We start from the raw sequence: 22874 nt of genomic DNA, 5'->3' as shown, positions 1-22874 counted from the left end.
TACAAAAACTAAAAATAAAATAAACGATATTTTGAGCCTTCCGCTTCATAAGCGTAACCTAAACCTTTTTTAAATTTTGTTACCGTTTGATACATATTTTACGACTGATTGAAAACTGATATAGTTTTTTGGCAAAGGTCATTTAATAAGAAATTATGAAGAAATACCATCTTTTTTCAGGTAATAGTGAATTTCGAATGTATGCAGCCGAAAGACATACTGCCGGACGGCGCAGGAGGCAACGATCTCAATCCCCTCATGAAGAGGATAGACCCTTTGACCTTTTTTCTCAAAATGACTCTACCGGATTCAGGCTTTGGGAGGCAGAGTTTACCCAAAGTGAGATGCTGCGATTTACAGACCGAGAGAGTCTCAGCATGGATTTACAGGAAGAATACTTTCGAGTGTTGAATTTGAGCATTGATATAGCTGCAAATGCTGAGCAATTGCTTCAATTTATTAATGCAGGGGTCATTAGAGTTAGTATATCCCCCAGAACCCTGGTAAGAGGTATACCCCGAATTCAATACGAATTGGAACAGTTAAGAGATATTACTCCCGGGACAAATGTTTTGGACTTAGGCGGGCGTATGGGAAATTTAGTGATTCCACAATTGAATATTCTATCAACACTGGTCGAGTTGGGGCGACAATCTCAACGAAGAAATACCCCTTTGGGTATATACAGTATCGCCCGACCTAATGACAGTGACAGTTTTCACAGTCATTTACAGGCAGTTGATTTGTCCAGATATGGTGGGCATACCTTTAATGAATGGGCGCAGTTTGCACCGGAAGAAATCAACCTGGGCCTTGTTTCTTTGATTGAGGATTTGCCCGTTGGGAGTTACGCTTTGGGTTTACCGCGCCTTCCCATTCGCTATGGGAATCTTTATCAGCGAGCGGAAGATGCAAATAGGAGAACTGCCATAAGAAGGGGAGATTATGAACATATGGCAGAAGAAAATGAGGATTTACAAATGTCGCGTGAAACGTTCACTCCCGGACCCAGATTGAGTCAAATGCCCGAACCTGCCATTAGTGAACCAAGAGGCGAGGCGAGTCAAAGAAGTTTGAATGTATACGACAGACTCTCTATGATTGAGAGCAGGGAATATCGTCTTCGATTAACCCAGGCCATTGAAACAGCCAGAGCCAGAGGTGTCCATATTATGATATTCAGAGATAAATTTGTTCATGTACACGTTACTGTAATGGAATTTGGCCAAAGAAATTGGTAGTTTGAAGCTTTCCCTGATTTATGAGATTTATTTCGTTTGCCTTAAAATGCTTCGCAGTTTGTTGGTATAGTATTGATGCATGCTTTCTTTGGTAATGATGTTGTTGGAATCAGTTTCCAAAGGCAATTCACCCCTTGCTTTTTGCCACGGTCCATCCGAAAGCGCCCATTCTTCCAATGCATCACGATAATACATATTTCTGACATCCATAAGCAATTCTTCAACTTCTTTACTGATTGGACTGAGATCAATCTCATAAGATTCAAACAACTCCGGTAGGGTAGGGCCTTGTGATCCAGACTGAAAATCCTGCTCAAACAGTGATCTGTTAAAAATTGCCAATGACCAACCTTGAGCATAGTATACCAGTTTTTGCACCTTTAAGTAGGGTGGTGAGTCATCAATATTGCAAATAAACCAATGAGAGATGTCCGGAGGACTGAAGTTATAAGAATCCATGATCTGTTTGCCTCCGAAGCCTTTCTTTCATTGGATGCTGACACCCAAGCCAATCAACAAAACATGGCGATTGCATTAATTACATTTTTGAACGGTGCCAAAGACCTTGACAAAAAAATTACCAACAAGGTTGTTAAAACAGTTCAGCGCAAATACCGCGAAACGCAATCTTAATCATGCAGCAACTTATCAATATCACCACCGACGGGCAAGGCTCGGAGGTGGTGAGCGCAAGAGATTTGTATGAATATTTTGCACTTGCGGAACGATTCAGTAAATGGATTGAAAGAATGTTTGAATATGGGTTTAATGAAGGCGTTGACTACACCCCGTACCAAAAAGTACACCCCCTTAACAACCAACCCATTACCGACTATTACCTCACCCTTGACACCGCCAAAGAAATCGCCATGCTGCAACGAAGCGAAAAGGGTAAAGAAATAAGACAGTATTTCATACAATATGAAAAAAGAAGCAAAGAATTGATCGGGCAATTGACCAAACCCCAAAGTGATGTTGAAATATTGTCCAATGCGGTATTGGTTGCCAATCGGTTATTGGCCGAAAAAGAAGAACAGATTCAAAAACTGGCTCCCAAAGCGGAATATGTGGACAAAGTATTGCAGTCCGATACCGGTATCACCACTACGATGATCGCCAAAGAATTGGGCATGACGGCCAAAACATTGAATGACAAATTGTGCAAGGCGGGGTTACAATACAGAAGCGGTAAAAATTATATCCTGTATGCCAAATACCAACATCGCGGCTTTGCGTTGATGAAAACACATCAATACACGGACAGAGAAGGGCAAAGTCACACGAATCATTATCTGGTGTGGACGGAAGTAGGCAGGGTGTTCATTCATAATTTATTTAACAATGATTTGTCATGGTCAAAACCCAATAGACAAAAAGTGTTGCCGAATCAGGTAAGGCGTCAATAGCTTATGATGTCAATACAATTCATTACAATAATAACCGCACCGGCGTTCCGGCGCATGAGCGGATTTTCGTTACACATTACAATAATACCTCACGGCAGGTCTTGTGAGCATTCGTTAAAAACGGGGCTTCCAATCAAAGGAAGCCTCAAATTAACTAACTCTAACAATGCAGGTCTACAAAATCTATCAAATCGCAGGCCACTACGATTGACATGTAAGTGTCGGTTCGTATATAGCTTGACGTTATAGACTAAAATTCGATCGTAAATTATGGCAAGTAAAAAAACGGAATCCGTTAAAAATGGATGAATAACAGTTAAATAAACAATTGATTTTTAGAAATAAGCCATAGTGGAACCGGTATCGTCAACCAAAAGCCCAACGACGTTGCCATTCTATAAAACAGAAAGTCGACAGTGATTAAAACTGCATATGTTTTGAATCATAGAGAGATGCCTGTTAATGTTCTTCAAAGATGAAGGAGAACCAAGCGGGAATATTGTAGCTTTCAGGCATAATTGAATTGCTTAATTAATCTAATAGGTAGAAAAGGATGTTGTAAATAACTGAAAATCAAAAGATAAAGAAATTGGGCAGTGTCAATAAAAAGCATTGAGTATATAGCAGAACAGAAGATACTTTATCGTTTAAATTAAAACAGATCTATAAACAATACCGGAATTCCGGTATTGTTTTTCTTGATTAAACTTCCAATGTTTGTAATAAAGTTTTCGATGTTATGAAAAATCTATTTAACAACCTGTTTTATGCAACCACGTTGATGCTGTTGACAGGTGGCTGCTTAAAAAGTCCTTTTGAAAGTCGAGTAACAACTGTTTATGGCAGTATCATTGACAATAACACCAATTTACCTGTTGATAGTGTTGAAGTCACAATTCTGGGGATGAGTGGTTCTATACGTCCTGTCAGTGATGTAATTAAAACTGTTTATACAGATAAAACAGGTACATACAATGTCACAGTTGACGTGCCTAAGGAATTTCACTCAATTAATGTTGAAATTTATACCCGAAACAGGTATAAAGATTTTTTACTGTTTCTTAACGGGCAGAGCGCCAAGAGTTGTTGTATTGTAGAGGTAGGAGCAACAGCGCAGTACGATTATAGATTAATTCCAAGATAATTACTATAAACCTTTTCCTTCATGAAATCTCATTTAAAATTTCTCATCCAAATTTTGCTGTATGCGCATGTCTTTTTTTCAGTATCCGCTCAAAAAGAAGACGATTTTCAAAAACAGATTGATGATTATGTTAACAAACTGGATGTCTCAGGCTTAAAAAACAGTGTTTTGATTAATAAAGGTTTTTTTTCTGTTGATGAATTAGATTATTATCGCAAACCGATCCGTAATTCAAAAGGACAAATCATTGCAAGTTTCAGTGCTGATCAATGGCTTGGTTTCTATGAAAGACTATCAATGGCAGATTTACGCAAAGGAAGTGATAAAATGCCAAACAGTAGTACGCTGGTTAATACAGATATTCAAAATCAAAGTAAAAATAACAGTATTCCGATTGGTATTATTAACATTGATGCCACCTATCTAAACCAAGAACAGCTGGATGAAAATGCTAAGGCCAAAAAGGATGGGAAAAAAATCAGTTCTGATAAATATGAAAATCTTTACATAGTGGCGGCATCTGTTTTACAGGAAGACATTTATCAGGCTGATGTAAATTTTAGGATAAGCCCTTCGCTGCATATTTCCAATAATAAGAATGAGATAAAGAAGTTGGAAATTGATTTTCAGGACGGCAAAGGTTTTCGATCATTTGACCTGAAAGACCAAATAATCCCTTATCACTTTTCAAGTATTGGTGAAAGATCACTCAGTATTCGTCTTTACACCGCAAGAAGTACTTATTTATTTTATACAAGAGTTAATGTTAGACAACTTGAACGTCCTCAAATATTTCGAGAATTTACAATTACAGCCAAACCTGTTCGAGAAGACACCATTACCCCTAACAGTCGTCTTAAAAATGGTCGTACATCCGTTTCTGTTCCCAGGGGAAATGTACGGGTAATTTTAGGATGTGATAATTATTTTGATAAACCTATTATTGTGGCAGAAGGGTTTGATCTTGGAAATGACGTAGGACTTGATGAAATTCAGGCATACTATACCAGGGTTTTAAGAGCATACACTAATAGAGGTTATGATTTAGTCTTACTGGATTATGACGATGGTCGTGATTTTATTGAAAATAATGCTGAAGTATTGAAAAACCTGATAATGCAGGTAAATGCTGAAAAACAGGGAAATGAAAAATTGATTGTAATAGGCGAAAGTATGAGCGGATTAATTGGTAGGTGGGCGTTACGAAAAATGGAAAATGACAATATTAATCATAATGTAAAAATTTTTATTTCCAGCGATAGCCCGCATCAGGGAGCAAACATTCCTGTTAGTATTATTCAACTATTTAGATCTGCTAATCCTGCATTTATAACAAATGTAGTTTTGAGGTTTTTTCCAAAATTGTCCAGTTTGTATTCAGCGCTTAATACTCCGGCAGCGACACAATTATTAATGCATTATGGATACCCGGGTTTTGTAGTTGGAGTAGGTCAACCTCATCCTGAATTTGACCATTTAAGGAATCGTTTACAACAAATGGGAAACAATGGTTATCCCCAAAATACCGAAAATAATGTCGCCATAATTAATGGCAGTATGAATGCCTCAGACAGAGATATATTCAATAATTTTAATTATGGGAGTAATCTCATGGCAGTACGGCTACTGTTACCGATTATACCGGCTGTTCAGTTGGCTTATATTGATGCATATACCAATCAGATTAATAATAATAGCCGCATTTTAAGCTTTTGGGCAAATGGGACACTTTTTTGGGGGGCATCACTCATTTACTATGGGTCATCATTTAATGATGATTTTTTGCCGGGGGGGGAAAGCACAAAGCCGATTCCTCGCCGACTTTTTAATTATAACGGTCCTTCTTTTTCCTTTTGTTTTGTCCCCACTTTTAGTTCCATCGATTATCAAGGAGCCAGAGCGACTCAAAACGACCGTGAATTATTAAACGTGAACACGGCGCAAACTCTCGGACTTACCAGGTTCAGCGCCGTTTATGGACTCGGTGTTAATACTCCCCATACTGACTCTCCGAGGGAAGTATGGGAGAATTTAGGAATAGGTGAAAACTTATTGACCAGTCCGTCTACTTGCCCTGTTGTTCCACCACCTTCTCCATATTTTAGTCAGGGAAGTACGCCTTGTCTGCAAGATCCCGGAACTGACCCGGGGTCTGTACTGGTAAATATTTCGATGCTTTCACCTACTCAAGGGCAATATTTACATTCATGGTCTGTTCAACCGACCGGCCATTTTGCATCCGGTTCAGGAGATAGTTTTAACTTTTCTGCAAATGAACCCGGGGAATATACTGTAACCTGTACAAGAAGCTATCTAAATCGTCCGGATTTAACCTCTTCAAATACGTTGATAGTTACAATTTACCCGTGCAGTATCGGTAATAACTCAAGTAATAATTGCGGATTTATAGCCGGGGATTTTGTATATGTCTTAAATAACGGTCAAAATGTTTATGCGCGCTTTCATAACGGAACACTCTATGCTGAAGCCGACAATGGAGGTAATTGGCAATTTGTATCAAAAAGTACTCTGATTTCTAACGGTTTAATGGAAGTTTTCGCTAATTGCTTTGCTGAGATTGATCCTCGGGGCGGCGGCAATAATTTGCCATTCCAAAATGGTTGTTATACAATGAAGAGTAAGCTGTCTAACAAAATGATGCAAATGGATAATGATGGTAATGGAGCAAGAATTCGCCAATATAATGCCAACGGTCAAAACAGCCAAATATTCAAATTGGAAGCCGTTGATGGAGATTCATATAAAATAATGGCTGCCACTTCCAATAGAAGTATTGAGTCTCCGAATGGGGGTACAAGTTACGGAACAGAATTGCAACTATGGGATTACAATGGGTCAAATTATCAAAAATGGCAATTTGCCAATATGAATGACGGTAGTTACCGTCTCAATCCTAAGCATAGCAATCAAATGGTAATGGATGTGTCCAATAATAATAATGATGATGGAAATTTAATTCATTTGTGGGGAATTCATAACGGCGACAATCAGCGCTTTATTTTTCAATCAACCGGTTGCCCAAATGCATGTAACCCTCCTTTGCCACCGAACCTTTCTGCTAATCCTTCCACAATATCTCCGGGTGGTACATCAGGTCTTACATCAAGCAATTGTGCAGGAACTGTCAACTGGTCAAATGGGGCAACAGGTGCTTCTACGAATGTAAGCCCGTCACAGACAACGACTTATTATGCAACTTGTACCGTAAATAATTGCCAAAGCAGTTCTGCCGGGGTTACTGTAAATGTAGATAATGGGCCGGGAGGTAATTTGATTTGTAGTGCAGAATCTATTGAATGTTCCGGTAATCAATATGAGGTTCGTAATTATACAGTTAATGTGCCAACTACAGGAACTTATACTCTGAAAATTTATTGCCGTTCTCATGAAAGTGCAGGTACCATACGTTGGGCAATTAGTGGCAGCAATACTGTTCAAACGGTTGGTATAGGACAAACGGGACCCAATCAATACGTAGAAGTTCAGGTGCAAAATGTTTCTCTAAATGCGGGGAACAATACTTTTAATCTTAGTAGTGGGAGCGCTTATCTGTGTTTTCAGAAGGTGTGTATTCAAAGTGGCAATAGCTGCACAGCACCTTCAGCACCATCCATCAGTCCGACTTCAGGAACAGTTTGCGCTTCTTCCAATCAGACAGTCACACTAAATGCCTATAATTGTACTGGAACGGTGACTTGGTCAACAAACGCAACGGGTAGCAGCTTGGTAGTTTCAACACCGGGAAATTACACTGCCACCTGTACGGTTGATAATTGTGTAAGCGGCAACTCTAATACTTCTACCATTTTACAAGCAAATGAATGTGGAGGAAGCGGCAATTCGAGTTGCAGTGCAGAGTCAATTGAATGCTCCGGTAATCAATATGAGGTTCGTAACTATAGCGTTACCGTATCCAATGCAGGAACCTATACTATCAAAGTTTATTATCGCTCCCATGAAGGACCCGGCATAATACGCCGGACGGTTAACAATAACTCCGGTACATTACATAGTGAGCCTGTTGCACTTTCAAGTGGTTACACCGAGGTAACCGTAGGAACCGCCTATCTTAATGCGGGAACTAATACGGTTAATCTCAGCAGCGGACAAGCTTATCTTTGTTTCCAAAAGGTATGTGTTCAAAGCGGCGCACGTATCAGCTTTGAAGCTGATAAGGTGGTTGTTCCAAATGAACAGGAGGATAGATTAACAATAAAGCTGTTTCCTAATCCTGCCGATGGTAAGGTAACTGTACGTTACTATTTGGAAATAGGACAAAAAGCACAATTGGAGTTTTTGAACCTGAACGGCAGTGTTATTACCGGTAAATCGCTGAACGGTAACGGAAGTTGGCAGGAAAATCAAACTGATTTATCATCTCAACCTAATGGTGAATATTTGTTGAAATTTAATAATGGGCGAAATATTATTAGCCGAAAATTCACTATAATAAAATAGTGACATTTACACATATAAAACCTCACCCCAATTGGGGTGAGGTTTTATATGTGTAAATGTCACTAAAACTCGGTAAGTTTAAAAGTTGAGAAATTCAATTTATGTTAGACCGGTTGCATTCAGGGGTACTTCATTAATTACAACCTCCTGAGGTTGCCGTAAATTTAGAACCGCTGTCTGCTTTAAATCCGGGGAGCAGTTCAATTTTATTAGATTGATAAATCGTATCGGCTTTAGGACTTATTATCCCGCTGCTTTCTATGACTCCATTTGTTTTATAATACATTGGCAAAACCGAATTTTGATGGACAAAATTCGGTGGACACGGCGGAGATACTCTGACTAAAGCGATTTGTGAATCAACGACTCCCGAGCCGCAAATACCTGTGAAATTATCCAATTGATAGACGGTACTTTCTGTTGGTTTGACATAGATTTCAACGGGCGTTCGCCATACATCTTTATAAACCTGTTCTCCGAATTTAAATGTAAACGGCCCTCGCCCGAATAGCGCTAACGTTATTTTAGTACTGTCTCCCATCTGTATGTTTTTGTCTCCAAATACCTGCGCTCTGTAAGTAGTTAGGGTTGTAGGTACGCTGTAATAGGATGAAACCAGAGAAGGCAACGTCGTTTTTACCGTAAATATTCGCGCATCTGCCGGCGGGTTAACGGTAAGAGTGTTGCCGGTTATAACAGGCACAACGGTACTGATCAATCCATAATCAGCCGTGTAAAAGTTTACCAAAAACTGATTTCCCGTTCGAAAGGGCTTTGAGGAGTGGTACATTATTTTCAAATCATTGCTGCTGCAACGATGAACGGCATCGATTTCCCAATAGAGATTGGGAATCGTATAGACATTCAAAGGTATTGCCAAACTTGCAAGGCCTTTTTCAGCATCCACCCCAATGTATCTTATGGGTGCATTTGCTAAATTCGATGTATTTAAAAACGTAAACCGGTTTCCGGAATGATCCGGAGGTACAACACAATAGTTCCTGTTTGGTAAATACCAATCTATTTTCAAATTGCCTTTGTACTCAGCTGTAACAGAAGCTCCGGAATAAGCGGCCAGGTCATTAACAACCGGAATTTGAGAGTCTTTAAGTATAAATAAATCGGGCGATGAGGTGTAATTAGAATTTTTAGATCCGTAAACTCGATTGAACCCATCAGAAAACAGAAGGCCTGGGATTGGGTTACAGTAAAGTCTGTCTAATTTTTGAAATTTACCGGCACCATCGGTTCGCCAAATTTCTGATTTGTCATAGTTATAGTTATCATTAAAATAATATAAATAAAGAGAATCTGTTACAAATACTCTCAAATCTGCGGATGTTACATAAGCCGGCGATTTTGTAACCGGATTATATAATCTTGATGATCCATTTTGTGTACCATCTGTTTTCCATAAATATTTTACCGAAGCCTGAAATGGACCCGTGCCTAAAGTGGAAAAATACAGTTTAGATTTAAAGGATGTCAAAGCGCCGATATTTTTTAAAGGAAGTCCTGTTTCCGGATCGTTTAATGCAAATGTACCTTCCGGGGTCCCATCAGAACGCCATAATATTCCCTGATTACTTGTAAAATACAGGACATCATCTTTTATCAGATAAGAGTAGATATAGGATGAAGGTGTTCCCGGATTAATATCCCTGACAAGTTGGGTTCCCTGAACAGTTCCATCCGTACGCCAAAGCTCAACTCCATAAGTTGCCGTATTCGCATGAAACAGAAAATACCCGTTTACTTCACCGAGAGGGCTAATATACCCGTTTACATTATCTGTAGTCCAATAGGAAGAAGTAAATAATGTAGTAGCCGGTTTGTCGAGCTGATCAGCTATGTATAGATAACTGTTCTCATAAGTAATGGTCTTTCTGTAAATGACTTTATTTTTAAAGACCTGAGGGATTTGATATGTATTCTGACCTAACGGGAAAATGGTATTTCCATCCGTCTTAAAAAGATGGCCTGCTCCGATAACTCCGTCCTCAATGAATTCACCCTTAAAATACAAAGTATCCCGTTGGATGAAAAACATATTAGGGTTATTGGCATACCTTGCATCGGGTAGAACCAGTTGAGAAGTTCCCTGTACTGTGCCGTCTGTTTTATATAATACAAATCTGCCTGCAGGGTTTTTTCCTGAAAAATACAATTTATCTTTATAACAGACCGGTGGTTCATAATTTACTCCCCAATGGGAATAGCCGGCTTCGATGGGCAAAAGAGTAATTTCATCCTTTTGGGGCTCAAACACATAGATACGATGAATATCACTGTTTAAATCTGTTTTTAAAAAACTTTTGCCGGCACATTTACAGGCTTTATACATTATATCAGCGTTATAATCAAAACCGGACGTTAAATTTTTGGCGGTAAAACCTTCAGAGTCCGGTCTTTCATATTCTGTTACGATTACCTGCTTTGAGACGGTGCTATGACCGCAATCCTGCTTAACAGAGTACGTTACATTGTATACTCCGTTGCCGGTATAGTGATGATAAACTATATTATCATAATCAGTAGTTCCATCCCCGAAATCCCACTTCATTTCTTTATTTGGATAGCTGCTGCCTTGAAATTTTACTAATCCGTTGAGGTGAGTAACCTGAAATGATATGGGAACAAAAGTGCCGAAATTGAAAAGTCTATACTCTTGATTTACGGAGCATCCGGAAGCATCATTAATAGATACAGAATAAACCCCCGGGGCTAAATCCAGGCGAACTGAATCTTTATTTCCATCCGACCAAAGAAAAGATGGATTCTGCATTTTAGCAGATAACCTGATAATTCCATTGTCTTTATCACAGGACGGATGGATTATTCTGACGGTAATCAATGAGTCGCAGGATGATTCAATCAAATGGTTATTTTTAAATAAATTATTGGCAATCAAAAAATTAGCTTGAAGAAAAAATAACAGAGGCAATAAATATCGGGTCATAATAGAGCTAAAGGCAATAAGGGGTTTTAAGGTATTGCAATATAAAAGATATTCATGGATACGCTAAACTATTTTTTCAAGTTAAGTGTGTGAAACAAAACTTCAATTGAAACAAAAATAAGTATCAATTTTGATTTGACTTTTAAGGATTTTGGCGAGGCTTTTTCGAAGATTCACTCGTAAATTGCGCTCACTTTCCCGTCTGTTGAAGTAACTGTTATTATTACAATAAGAAAACGGGCAGTTAAACAGAAACCGCAATTAAACCTTTATCTCGTTGACACAATGAAGCACCTTTGCTTATTGGCATTAGTATTTGCTTTGCATATTCAGTTACAGGCTCAAAATACCACGATTTCTCCTACGGTTTTCTCACCTCCCAAACTTAGTTATGATGCTGTTTTAGCCTTATCTTCTCCGCAGGAAGGCGATGTCGTTTATGACATTACCTTTAAATGTTTGCGGGTGTATTTGGACGGCAAGTGGCTGTGCAGTTATCAGGATCCCTCCAACTATACGCCCAATCTGCTGGCCATTTCTTCGGCAGGTGGAACAGGAGTGGATGAGGCAAGATCCATTGCCGTCGATGGCAACGGTAATGTATATGTGACAGGTTATTTTGAGGGGACAGCCACATTCGGCACTGTCACGAAAACATCAGCGGGATATAGAGATATTTTCGTAGCCAAATACGATAAAAGCGGCAGTGTGCAGTGGGTACAGAGTGCCGGGGGAACAGGCAATGATTTTGGTTATGGCATTGCCGTTGATGGCAACGGCAATGTGTATGTGACAGGTGCTTTTTCCGGCACAGCCACTTTTGGTTCTGCCATAAAAACCTCGGCAGGTGAAACAGATATTTTTATAACCAAATACAATCCAAGCGGTATGTGGCAGTGGACGCAATTTGCCGGAGGGACACATTTTGATTATGGCAATAAGATTGCTGTTGATAGCAGCAACAATGTATTTATAACAGGTTTTTTTTACTTAACGGCCAAGTTTGGCCGAAATTCCAAAACATCAGCGGGAAGCAGAGAGATATTTATAGGTCGATTGGATAAGTAACAAAAACGCATCAATACACCGTCACGGCAGGTATCTTGAGCATTCGTTACAAAGTGCGAAAGGACTGTTGAAAGGCAGTCCTTTTATGCATATAACAGGGGCATTAACAATTGTGTTTTTTTATATCAAAAAGGTAAATGTATCAACAGATTGCTAAACCGGGCCTCAGTGGGTGACAATGCATTGGTGAAAGCATCATCACATACGTTAATACAAAAAGAAATACATTGGTTTAAAGCGTTGGAATAGCTAAATAAAGCGTTAATTGCTTTAAAAAAACAGGCAAATTTGGGCTAAATGCTCATTGTTTTCAATCAATCAAACAATACTCATAAATGCGGCTTTCATTTTTAGACGAATCAATGGTGGGTGCAGTCATCAATCAACTGGATATTGAGACACAGGCGCCGGTATTAAGTGTCAGAGAGATCATTGAACTGCGTGTGCGAGCGGAAGTGGATCGCTTCAATCAGCAACGCGAACAGAGTTATTTTAACGGTTTAATAGCCCCTGTTGATGCCGAAAAAACGCTGAATGGCTACTTATTGAAGCCTAATCAAAAAATTGATGCCGAAAAGCAGTATTACATTGCCGTTGATGCTTTTCAGAAAAACGGCTTTTTTATGTTGATTAATGACAAACAGGTGGACGATCTCAATGAAACGTTCACTCTTACCCCTTACACTAAAATCAGTTTTGTCAAAATCACTCCGCTGGTAGGAGGGTAATGTTATTTTCATATGGATATTACAGCAATCTTCAGAGATGGGAAAGTAAAGAATTCAGCATCTTTGACAATCAATGAAATTGAGTCTTTTACTGCTGTTACAAACGCTGTCTATGAAGAATCAAAATTAAAAAAAGTTTATTATTATGACAGTAAAGCTGTTTTTGAGCTTGAAAGCGCACAAATAATTTTACATTCATCCGAAAAAATTAGCTACCTGTTTTATTTGTTGGAGGTATTGATTGAAAAGGGCAGGATGAGGTCAATAAACAATGTAGGGGTAAGTGACTTCGATCTCATTTTATTTGTTATTTATGAAGGCGTTACCCGTAGTACCTTACCTTTATCAGAAGAGCAGCTGTACGCTTTGCTGGAACTTCATTTAAAATATGAACCTTTTCGATGGTCTTACTTTGATTTAGATTGGGATAATATAATCAGGCAAACAGAGCGGTTTTTTAAAACAAGCGGCATTTTATTGAGTAAACGTTTTACAGATATCCTTGATGCCTGTAAGGAAACGGTAAAAAGAAGGTATGAAAATACCAATCAGTTTACCGAAAAAAACAAATACATCAATCGTATTGATACTGTCTTTTATCTGTATACCGGCAAAGTTGCACCTTCATTTAACCAATCAATTTATTTTTCAAACAAAGATGAATTGGGTGTTTTGTTTAACCGACACATTAATCAAATGCCGGATAAAGAGCGGAATGACTGGTTTTTGATAATGGCATGTATACAAAATGTATCCGGGTCGAAACCTACCGCTAGGTTTTTCAAAGAAACAGAGAAGTTAATTCAAAATATTGATAAGCAATGGATTAAAGATTGTTTATTGTTGTTTTTAGCGTTATTTATTCAACAGGAGAATAAAGATGTTTCTACGGGGTATTGGTATCATGGAATTGTAACTGAATTAAACAAAGAGTATATCAAAGGGTTGATTTGGCTTTGTACTTCTTTTAAAGACAAACACATTTGGCAAACACTTACGAAAGTATGTGAAAGAGCATACCGTAAAACACCCGGTATCGGCCCGGAGGCACCTGCCATAGGTAATGCCTGTTTATATGTCTTAGCGCAACATACGGAAAGCATAAGTTATCTGTCTCGCCTTAAAATGCGCATCAGGCAGCCGAATACAAAAACATTGATTGAAAAATACCTGACCGAAGCTGCTCAAAAGCTGGGCATCAGCACATCGGAATTGGAAGATATAGTCAATAATGATTTTGAACTGACCAACGGGCAACTTATTCGGTTCTTTGATGATTATAAGGCGATTTTGAAAATAGAACAAATTGGCAAAACATCCTTAAACTGGTACAAACCCGATGGAACACCCCAAAAAACGGAACCGGGTTTTGTTAAAGAAAAATACAGAGAGCAGCTTATTGAGCTTAAAAACACGGCCAAACAAATTCAAACCAATCTCACTGTTCAGCGCGACCGGTTGGACAGTGAGCTGAAATTAAACCGCATTCATCGTTATACCCATTTTAAAACCTGCTTTTTGGAGCATGGGCTAATGAGCTTTATCACCAAAAAACTGATTTGGGAGTTCTCTGACAATACACATAGCTTTACAGGCATCTGGTTGAACGGAGGATTTGTAGATTTAGATGAGCAGCCTATCGAAGTAACGGATCAGCAATCGGTAAAGCTTTGGCATCCTGCCTTACACAGCCCGGAAGAGGTACGAAAATGGCGGGATTTTTTGAATAAACACCAAATCATACAACCCGTCAAACAGGCATACCGTGAGATTTATTTGCTTACTGATGCCGAAATCAACACTCGCATGTACAGCAATCGCATGGCGGCGCATATCTTGAAACAATATCAGTTCAACTCATTGGCCAAACTTCGAGGCTGGGCGTATAGCCCATTAAATGCCCATGATGGAGGAAATGATTTTACATTTGCTAAGTTACATTTGCCTCAATACCATTTAAAAGCGGAATACCGGGTTTCAAATGTAAACGCCAACGACGCTTGGAGCGATGCCGGTATTTGGCTCTACATCACTACTGACCAAGTGCGCTTTTTGAGTACTGAAAACGGTCGATTGGATGAAACAGTGCCGTTAACGGAAGTACCCCGCCTCGTATTTTCGGAAATCATGCGCGACGTGGACCTGTTTGTGGGCGTAGCCGGTGTGGGTAATGATCCAAATTGGCGTGACAGCGGGGGAATAGCCAATCATTATCGAAATTATTGGCAAAGTTATTCATTTGGAGAAATTGGGGAAATTGGAAAAATCCGACACGAAATTATTGCAGGGTTACTGCCTAAACTCAAAATCGCACCTGTTGCAGAATTGCAGGAAAGGTTTTTAGTAATAAAAGGGAGATTGCGCACCTATAAAATCCACTTACAAAGTACCAATATCTTAATGTCGCCAAACGATCAATACCTTTGTATTGTCCCTGATCGAAGCAAACCAATGAGCTTTGAAAATGTATTTCTCCCTTTTGAAGGAGACTCGGGACTGTCAATCATTTTAAGTAAGGCATTTTTGTTAGCCAACGACGATAAAATCACAGATACTACTATCATTCGTCAAATCAATCAACAGTAGCACAATTTTAAGTGTCCCTGCAACATGGTAAGTTTAAAATTTGCGAAATTTAATTAATTTCAGACTGTTTGCGTTACAGGGGTACTTACACTGTCGGTTACTTATTCAGGTCAACTTTGAATGACTTTAAGAATACACCTTGCATAAGGGTGCCTTTGTAAGTTCGAAGCGCACCGGCCGGGTGTGACCTCAGCAGAAAATGCAACTCACCTTTGTTATGGTCATAAAATGCGTAAGGTTGATAGGGAATCACAGAGCCATAAGTCACTTTGACGGTTTCAGCACTTCCTTTCAGAGGATCGATTAAATACATTACAGGAGAGGTAATATATTCTTGGGATTCAGTTTGGATCTGCCGTTTATCGGTGTACTCCTTACCCGTTAAGCGTGGGTCAGGCCCTGAAAGTCGATCAAGGGTGTTAAAGAGACGAACCGCCTTCGAATTGTTGATTTTATTTTGAGAGCGTTGAAGCGTAGATGCATTAAAATGTAAGTTGGGCTTATCGGGCTCTCCCAAGGATTGAACTTGAGCCGTAAAGTCGGCCGCCAACTCCAGGTCCAGATTTCCATAAGGCTGATACGGTACGGAACTCCCCCAAGGCTCATCGGTGATGAGTAAAATACGGCCGTCTTTAAGGGTGATGCATTGCGGTACACGAGCTACAAAAAGTTGTGAACGAAACGCCAAACGGTTATGTACATAGTAGTTTTTCAAAATCCCATCGGCAGAAAGATGAACGGTACCATAATGATCATCTCCTGTAGTGGAGGTGCTGTTGACACTTACTGCAAGATTGTCGCCGTTGGATAAGGAGACCAAGTGATAAAACTGCTTGGATATACTTGCTGCCGCAATCCGAGCCTTCCGTTGGTCTTCTTTGGACTCTTCCTTTACATAAACAACCCCTTTCTCTACGTTGATTTTGACATTGAAGGCCACGGTTTTAAACAGCCCTTTCCCGAACTCAATGTGCAGGATACTCTCTTTTTCGTTACCAATAATCCACGTTCCCACCGCTCCTGTGAAGCCGGCTTCTACGGGGATTTTGAAACGATATTTACAAACAACAGTGCCTTGTTTATCAACCCGAACAAATACAAACGAACTGTCTTGAGTCTTGGAAATAAAAGCAGGTCCAAAGACCAGATCAATACCTAATTCAGCGTTGAAATTACCCACATTATTAAAACCGTTTCCTGAAGATTCAAGATAGGTATTTTCGGCCCGCATGAACATGTCTTTGTCAATTGGCAAAGGTACCGTGAGTCCTTTTCCTGTGGTATCTAACAATCGAACTTGGTTTCCGTCGCGTAGCAGCACTTGGAGATGGGTTTGGTCGATGATATAGGCTGTTTTAGTACGAAGAGGAGCGAGTTCCCTTTCGTTTGTTGCCGATACCAGATAGGCCGCTGAGTAAGGGGTGTAGTACTGGGTCTGAGTTTGGTAGCGCAACACTCCTTCCCGAACAAAAATCCGTCGTATTATCTTCCGTTCTCCTTCATAAAGAAGGGTTCGGGGCTGGGTCGCAAGGGTATTGAGATAATCCAGTCCTGACTCAGAGGTAGCCAGTGGTGTTTTATTGTTGATGGTACCTCTGTTACTAATTATGTCAAACAATTTGTAGGAGATGGGCTGGCGAAGACCACCGTTAATGTTAAAAATTCCCTCGCTGATTTGTTGCAGTCCAGTGGCAGGTTCGTAGCGATACTGTACCATTCCCGGAAGAGCGTTGGGAGCAAGCGGTACACCTTTGGTAGGAGTGGCGTCGAGGTAACCTATAGTTTGCCGAAAAGCCGAAACCGTAATAGTGCCCTCGGGCGTTAGGGCAAGGTGCGTGACACGCCCTTTGGTTTTGAGAATGGAAGGTACACCTGCCCCACCTGTCTCATCAGCAGTGCTGTAAAACAATGGGAGTGAATCACTCGCCACTACCCGTTGGGCATGAGAAATTTGGGTTACCACTACGGCAACTATGCCCGGTAGTAACGATTTTAGTAAAGGGAATTGCATCAAATAATGTGTATAAGGTATTTAATTGTTTAGACCCAAATGTAACCGGTTTTTTATAATATATGCCGTATAAGTACTCCTAAAATCGACCGGTTTAAAATTTGAGAAATTTAGATCGATTGTATTCCGGGGTACTTACATAATCACCTTTATGTCGGCTTTTGATATGGTTTTATACTATGATCCTTTCCCACATCTTCCCTCAGCTTATCCCGGTTGTTCTTAAAATTCCCCAATCATGAACAATCGTTCTTTGGTACAACTTTTTTCGGAATATTGATATAAACAGACGATTTCCACACCATTCTTAATAGTAAAAAAGCCATGAGTAACGAACCGATCGAAAACGACGATACCGCCGACGGTGAAACCAATGTAACCGACGGGGAAGCGCCGAAAGAGGATACCAATGATACGCTCGACGACAAAAATGCCCCGGATGAGCTTTCAAAGCCGAATGTAGACGGCGAAAAAGAAGATGAACCTGTAGGTGACAGCGACTGAATTAATATTCACACTATAATTGAAAGGAGAAACAGGCTATGTTAACCGAAGATCAAAACACAACCGCCCCGGATGATTTGACAGATGACGGAACTGTCATTACAGATCAAAATGATGATGTTACTGATAATGTGGAAGATATAAGCGAGTCAGACGACGATTCAGAAGTAGATACAGGCAATCAGTATAAGCAAATTATAGACTCTGACAACGGTTAACTACTATAGAAATCAGTAATCTCAGTTCTTCCGCAGGAGATGCTCTAAATAAGGAATAATTTCCTTAGCGTCGGGACGGGGTGCTGAGGTTGTCTGCAATTTACCGTCACGGTCCAGCAAAGCATAACGGGGAAAGCCTTGGTCAATCCCGAAAACTTTCTGAAAGTACGATTCATTTTCTTTTTCCGCTTTCAGATGTAAACCTGACAAGTGCTTATCTCTTACCGTTTTTAACCACTTTTCTTCTGAATCATGGAAATTGATAAATAAAAAAACGATCGGTTGGTTTTTAAATTTTTGTTGTAATTTCTCCGAACTCGGCATCAACGCCATGCAGGGTTGACACCAACTTCCCCAAAAATCAATATATACCAACTTCCCCTTCAATGACTTGCTATCCACTAAATTACCTTGGGAATCGCGGAGTTGAAAACTCGGAACAATAAGCTTAGCGTCATTTTTCTTTCTCCATTCCCTTTCTAAAAAAGCGGCATAAGGTGAATGCGGAAAATCGTTATAAAGTGCAGAAATAGCTTGTTGAGACAGGTCGTTTAAATCCGTGTACTGAATCAAAAAGCGGATAGCCTCTGCTTTTTGTCGCTGATGAGTAAGGGGTTTATCTTTCAATAAAGAATCCATCAATCTAAACTCAGCCTGATATAATTCGCTTAGCTTCGGTGAATGACCAAGCTTGCTTTTAGCACTGAATTCAAGGAATGCCTGCAGACTTTGATGGTAGATATCACTTGAGATTGTATCGTTTGCTAACTGAAACCCTTGCCAAAAGTTATAATAATCCCGAGAGATGTCTTCTTCACGGAGCGTTTTATTCATATAAACAAACCGTTGCGGATATTGATGCTTTTGTAAAAACGTAAAACCGCTGATCTCTCCGGTAACGAATGACCGGAAAGCGGAAGATACTTTTTGAGTGGCAAACGCGGTGCGGTAGGTCTGCCACCGTTGCTGTTCGAGTTGGTTCAGGTAGGCTATATGTTGAACAGGTTGAAATTGGTCTGAATTGACCAAAGGATTGACAGTGTAAGGGCGCATCAATCCGGTAGTGAACAAAAATCTATTGTGATCAGCAGTCGCACCGATAAAATCAAATTGCCCGTCAATTTCTTTGATATGAAGGGTGGTTTGAGGAGTTAACCAAATTTTAAAGAACTGATTGCCTATAAACAGCAAAGCGGGTTGTTCGCCACTAAGGGCAAAGGAGGCGGAAAGTTGCCCGTTTGTATCTGATCTTCCTTCAGCTAACAAGTCTCCGTGATAAGCGTTCAACATAGTTTGTTGATGAACAATGCGGTAGTCCATCGAAGGGAAGGAAGACAAATGAGCGGAGAGGGACGTTTGGGTAAAAGCGAACAAAGGGAAGATAACCGGTAAAATTCGCGCAAAGGCAATAATCTTAGTCATAGCGAAGTAGATTAATTGAAATGGTATTGGTACAGGGTACTTCGCTGTCGTGTTTTAGTTACAATAAGCAGTAAATTTTTTGGAAGGCAAAGGAAAATGGGTGAGAGAAGCAAATCAACCGGGCATCAGCTAAGTAAGTTGCAGACGGATTTCTGTATTGATAAATTGTGTCAATCACGACTTAGCCTAACAATTTACAACCAAATTTACTGTCTTGTAAGTGCCCCTGTAAGACATACAGGTCAAAATTAAAATTTTGTGTCTGTTTTTAATCTATCTGTTATTTAGGGGCACTTACAATTTAACAATCGTGTCCTCATATTATGTAAGGTCTGACAAATGATTGACGATAAGGGTATAGTTGATGCGAAATGCAAACAGATTCGGATTGTAATTGCGATCATCACCCACGGTTGTACGCCAATCATCCCGAATGACCTGTTCTGAGTTCAATATGTAATTGGTGATGCCGACCATGCGGGATTTCTCCAGGCATTCCAGTACCTTCACAAAATCCAGTTCATTCAGACTTACACCGAGATAAGCCAAATTCAATACATGGTTATTGTTCTGAAAACTGCCGAAAGCTTGCTGAGAAACAGGACGGCCGCTATCAAGCAGGTGAGCAGATTGATAGTGATAAGTAGTACTTTCAATCGTTACCCGCTTCAGATCTTTGTCGAACAGCAAAAAACGGCGGTCATTTTGAGCATACAACAAGCGTACACGGCCTGAGCTGAGTACATTAATTTGCGGTGGATCACATTGGCGAGTGATGATTTTATTGACTTTATCGTCGATGGCGGCTATTTGCTCAGATATGGTCATGATTGCACAGGAAACAGTTCAATTACACGTTTTATACAAGCCTTTCTTGTTCTGCCGAAAACAAACGTTGTCATCGGAATGTCGTTATCAAGCATTTGCTCAACTTTAAAGGACCATCCACGCATAAGCTTCATGGGTTTGATGTCCTCAATTTTTAGACTTAACATTCTTAGTTAATATGTAGTAAAGGCGTTTAACATTTTTTGTGCATTCTTCCTGAGTTGCACCCCAAACCACAATTTCATGCGTACGTTTATCAGCAGAAAGCCTTTCTTTAAGATCATCGGGTAACATCAACCCTTCAGCTTTTACCTTCGTTTCAAAACGCCAGAGTGTCCCCACTTTTAAGGGCACAATATCATTGGCTTTCATCGCAAATCCCTCAAAGTTTTCTCCGTCATCAGCGTTCCAATCATTTTTCGTTCACTACTGCTTAAATACCAGGCACCGCCAAAATAAGCTTCCAGATATCCCGCAATTTCAGCCATGCCCAAGTCCATAAAACCGACAATGACCTCTTTGGCTGTTGCCTGAAGGATATTGTAATTGCGAAAAAGATCACCTTCCAATGTAAAATCAACTAGATCTGTTTGGCGACCGCGTTTCTGACGTAACAATGCATACGCTCGGCTGTAGGCATCCAAGGAGCGTGGGCTTTTGGTTCGCATTACCTCACCGGCCGAATTTCTACCTTCATGCTGAATCCGATGGGATTGAAGCACTATTACATCACCTGCAGTCTCAAGCATATTGGCTCCAATATTCTGCTCACCACGTTCCAATTGGTCACGCATCCGAATCGCAGCCTGTTTTAGCTCGTTAAGATTGTAGGTGTACATAACAGATTATTGATTAGCCTTTTTAATTGGCATGCTTTGTTCAAAATGATATGTCATTAATTCAGCATCTTCGAACCAGGCTATAATCAAATTGGTCAAAGCTTCTTTCTTTTTATAGCCTTTATCATATCGGTGATTGAACTCAATTATGACAAAATCTTCGCCTCTTTTGCGGATGTTTGCCCAGTCGTTGTTAGTCGCAGGAAACAAATGATAACGGCTGTTATCTTCATCCAAATAAGGTTTACGGCCCAAATTCACCTCGGTTTTTTCCTCCTCAGTAGGCAAATAACCGCCTTGACATATAACCGAAGCCATTGTTATGATGCGGTCGATGTTGCGTTGCAGCCGTTCCGGTGTTCTGCCTTTGATCTTGATTTCCATGTGTTTAAGGTTGGTTGATTTAAAAGTTGCAGGTGTCAATGGGAAGTAAACTTTTATCAAGAAGGACAAATCGGTGATACGATTATCAACAGGTTTGAGATTGGTGGCAGTGTCAAAACGAGTAGCCATAAGATTAAAGATTTGTGCAAATATATAAATATTAATAATATTATTAATTAAAATTAATAATATACTTTTTGATAGGAATATTTAGATGTTTTGACCGCTTGATAACTATTTGTTGACAGATGTATATAATATTGAATTAATGATTTAATTGTATGAATTATTTATTTCTCTTCTCCATACTCAGGTAATAAACGATTATTAAGTTATATAATGTAAACTCAAATTGAAGCTAAATAGGGCTTTGAGAGATGGTGAACAAAGTCTTAAGATATTAGAAGTAAATCCATTTGAAGATCTGTTCAAATACAAAAATTGTAGAGCTAAAAATATTTATCAATGCTATGTAAATGCTTCTAAACAACAAGTAAAAAAAAGTTTAAAACGATGGGTAATAATAAATCGCTATAAATTCATCATAATATGACAAAATTCCGTTGGACAGTATTGATGTTAATAATCGGGTTATCTAATAGTAGTGGAAATCTAAAAAGTCAGGTTAAAATAATATGGTATGAAGACCTTCCTGATTGCCCGTGCAAGAATCCTGATTTTTATGAAGTAAAGTTGAACGATGGTTGGGCTAAAGACAAAGGTGATATAAAAAAATATCATAAGGGGGCAACCGAATGTTTTAGATCATATCCCTTTACAAAAACCTCAATAGGGAACTCTGGGCAGCAATGTTGTTTTGATATCCAAGGTAATCTTATAAAATCGGGCGCAGGGGCTGGCACTCCGGATAAAGTAAGCACCTGCAATGGTGAAGACAAAAATGGACAAATGAAGTTAAGATTACTGGGAATATATGGCCACTATTTCAAAGACGTAACACCATGGAATAAAGCAGGTAATGCCGAAGATGCTTGGAAGAGTTATAATACACAATGGGTGCCTAATCAAGGATTGAATTGCAATTAGTATATAAAAT

The 22874-nt window shown here is 39.6% G+C and carries 19 protein-coding genes; 11 read left to right on the top strand and 8 right to left on the bottom strand.

From position 1 onward, the window contains the following. The first annotated feature begins 155 nt into the window (after window positions 1–155). Window positions 156–1241, top strand: a complete 1086-nt coding sequence (locus tag ACQY73_RS04465) for a hypothetical protein (RefSeq protein WP_428662026.1) — start codon at window positions 156–158, stop codon at window positions 1239–1241. A gap of 27 nt (window positions 1242–1268) precedes the next feature. On the opposite strand, the gene ACQY73_RS04460 is transcribed toward ACQY73_RS04465, so the two are convergent. Further along, window positions 1269–1619 (bottom strand): Panacea domain-containing protein, encoded by a 351-nt coding sequence (locus tag ACQY73_RS04460; protein WP_428662024.1) that lies wholly within the window; start codon window positions 1617–1619, stop codon window positions 1269–1271. Between the two features lie 42 nt (window positions 1620–1661). Between ACQY73_RS04460 and ACQY73_RS04455 the strand changes: the two genes are divergently transcribed. From ACQY73_RS04455 to ACQY73_RS04440, 4 genes are all read left to right on the top strand, one after another. After that, entirely contained in the window at window positions 1662–1874 is a 213-nt protein-coding gene (locus ACQY73_RS04455) for a hypothetical protein (protein ID WP_428662021.1), read from the top strand. Between the two features lie 2 nt (window positions 1875–1876). After that, the gene (locus tag ACQY73_RS04450; protein ID WP_428662018.1) at window positions 1877–2647 is read left to right on the top strand and encodes a phage antirepressor KilAC domain-containing protein; all 771 of its coding nucleotides are present in this window, start codon (window positions 1877–1879) and stop codon (window positions 2645–2647) included. A 739-nt stretch (window positions 2648–3386) separates the two neighbouring features. Next, on the top strand, window positions 3387–3791 hold the full coding sequence (locus ACQY73_RS04445; protein WP_428662016.1) for a hypothetical protein: 405 nt from the start codon (window positions 3387–3389) through the stop codon (window positions 3789–3791). A gap of 21 nt (window positions 3792–3812) precedes the next feature. Beyond that, complete coding sequence (locus ACQY73_RS04440; protein ID WP_428662013.1) at window positions 3813–8270, top strand: RICIN domain-containing protein; 4458 nt, start codon at window positions 3813–3815, stop codon at window positions 8268–8270. Window positions 8271–8403: 133 nt separating this feature from the next. On the opposite strand, the gene ACQY73_RS04435 is transcribed toward ACQY73_RS04440, so the two are convergent. Next, entirely contained in the window at window positions 8404–11055 is a 2652-nt protein-coding gene (locus ACQY73_RS04435; protein WP_428662011.1) for a 3-coathanger stack domain-containing protein, read from the bottom strand. A gap of 459 nt (window positions 11056–11514) precedes the next feature. Here ACQY73_RS04435 and ACQY73_RS04430 point away from each other — a divergent pair, with 459 nt between their 5' ends. The 3 genes from ACQY73_RS04430 to ACQY73_RS04420 all read left to right on the top strand — a co-directional run bounded on the left by ACQY73_RS04430 (window position 11515) and on the right by ACQY73_RS04420 (window position 15611). Next, complete coding sequence (locus ACQY73_RS04430) at window positions 11515–12297, top strand: SBBP repeat-containing protein (protein WP_428662009.1); 783 nt, start codon at window positions 11515–11517, stop codon at window positions 12295–12297. Between the two features lie 335 nt (window positions 12298–12632). Next, complete coding sequence (locus ACQY73_RS04425) at window positions 12633–13025, top strand: hypothetical protein (RefSeq protein WP_428662006.1); 393 nt, start codon at window positions 12633–12635, stop codon at window positions 13023–13025. A 477-nt stretch (window positions 13026–13502) separates the two neighbouring features. Next, window positions 13503–15611 carry a DUF4132 domain-containing protein gene (locus ACQY73_RS04420; RefSeq protein ID WP_428662003.1) on the top strand — a complete coding sequence of 703 codons (2109 nt, stop codon included), beginning with the start codon at window positions 13503–13505 and terminating at the stop codon, window positions 15609–15611. 97 nt (window positions 15612–15708) lie between these two features. On the opposite strand, the gene ACQY73_RS04415 is transcribed toward ACQY73_RS04420, so the two are convergent. After that, complete coding sequence (locus ACQY73_RS04415; RefSeq protein ID WP_428662000.1) at window positions 15709–17622, bottom strand: hypothetical protein; 1914 nt, start codon at window positions 17620–17622, stop codon at window positions 15709–15711. Window positions 17623–17946: 324 nt separating this feature from the next. Here ACQY73_RS04415 and ACQY73_RS04410 point away from each other — a divergent pair, with 324 nt between their 5' ends. Continuing rightward, window positions 17947–18126, top strand: coding sequence for a hypothetical protein (locus ACQY73_RS04410; RefSeq protein WP_428661998.1), 180 nt, complete (start codon window positions 17947–17949; stop codon window positions 18124–18126). Window positions 18127–18164: 38 nt separating this feature from the next. Beyond that, entirely contained in the window at window positions 18165–18344 is a 180-nt protein-coding gene (locus ACQY73_RS04405; protein ID WP_428661995.1) for a hypothetical protein, read from the top strand. A gap of 21 nt (window positions 18345–18365) precedes the next feature. Here ACQY73_RS04405 and ACQY73_RS04400 read toward each other — a convergent pair whose 3' ends face one another. From ACQY73_RS04400 to ACQY73_RS04380, 5 genes are all read right to left on the bottom strand, one after another. Continuing rightward, window positions 18366–19766, bottom strand: coding sequence for a TlpA family protein disulfide reductase (locus ACQY73_RS04400; protein WP_428661993.1), 1401 nt, complete (start codon window positions 19764–19766; stop codon window positions 18366–18368). Between the two features lie 321 nt (window positions 19767–20087). After that, window positions 20088–20594 carry a hypothetical protein gene (locus ACQY73_RS04395; RefSeq protein WP_428661991.1) on the bottom strand — a complete coding sequence of 169 codons (507 nt, stop codon included), beginning with the start codon at window positions 20592–20594 and terminating at the stop codon, window positions 20088–20090. Between the two features lie 147 nt (window positions 20595–20741). After that, the gene (locus ACQY73_RS04390; RefSeq protein WP_428661989.1) at window positions 20742–20966 is read right to left on the bottom strand and encodes a hypothetical protein; all 225 of its coding nucleotides are present in this window, start codon (window positions 20964–20966) and stop codon (window positions 20742–20744) included. Then, window positions 20963–21433 carry a hypothetical protein gene (locus ACQY73_RS04385; RefSeq protein ID WP_428661986.1) on the bottom strand — a complete coding sequence of 157 codons (471 nt, stop codon included), beginning with the start codon at window positions 21431–21433 and terminating at the stop codon, window positions 20963–20965. The genes ACQY73_RS04390 and ACQY73_RS04385 overlap by 4 nt, the downstream gene beginning before the upstream one ends. A gap of 6 nt (window positions 21434–21439) precedes the next feature. Continuing rightward, window positions 21440–21946, bottom strand: a complete 507-nt coding sequence (locus tag ACQY73_RS04380) for a hypothetical protein (RefSeq protein WP_428661984.1) — start codon at window positions 21944–21946, stop codon at window positions 21440–21442. A 420-nt stretch (window positions 21947–22366) separates the two neighbouring features. On the opposite strand from ACQY73_RS04380, the gene ACQY73_RS04375 reads away from it, so the two are divergent. Beyond that, window positions 22367–22864: a hypothetical protein gene (locus ACQY73_RS04375; RefSeq protein ID WP_428661981.1), complete on the top strand. Its 498-nt coding sequence runs from the start codon at window positions 22367–22369 to the stop codon at window positions 22862–22864. The last annotated feature ends 10 nt before the right edge of the window (window positions 22865–22874 follow it).

This window comes from Runella sp. (assembly GCF_965279615.1).
Lineage (GTDB): Bacteria > Bacteroidota > Bacteroidia > Cytophagales > Spirosomataceae > Runella.
The sequence above is the reverse complement of the archived record's forward strand: the minus strand, read 5'-3'. Positions and strand labels throughout refer to the sequence as shown.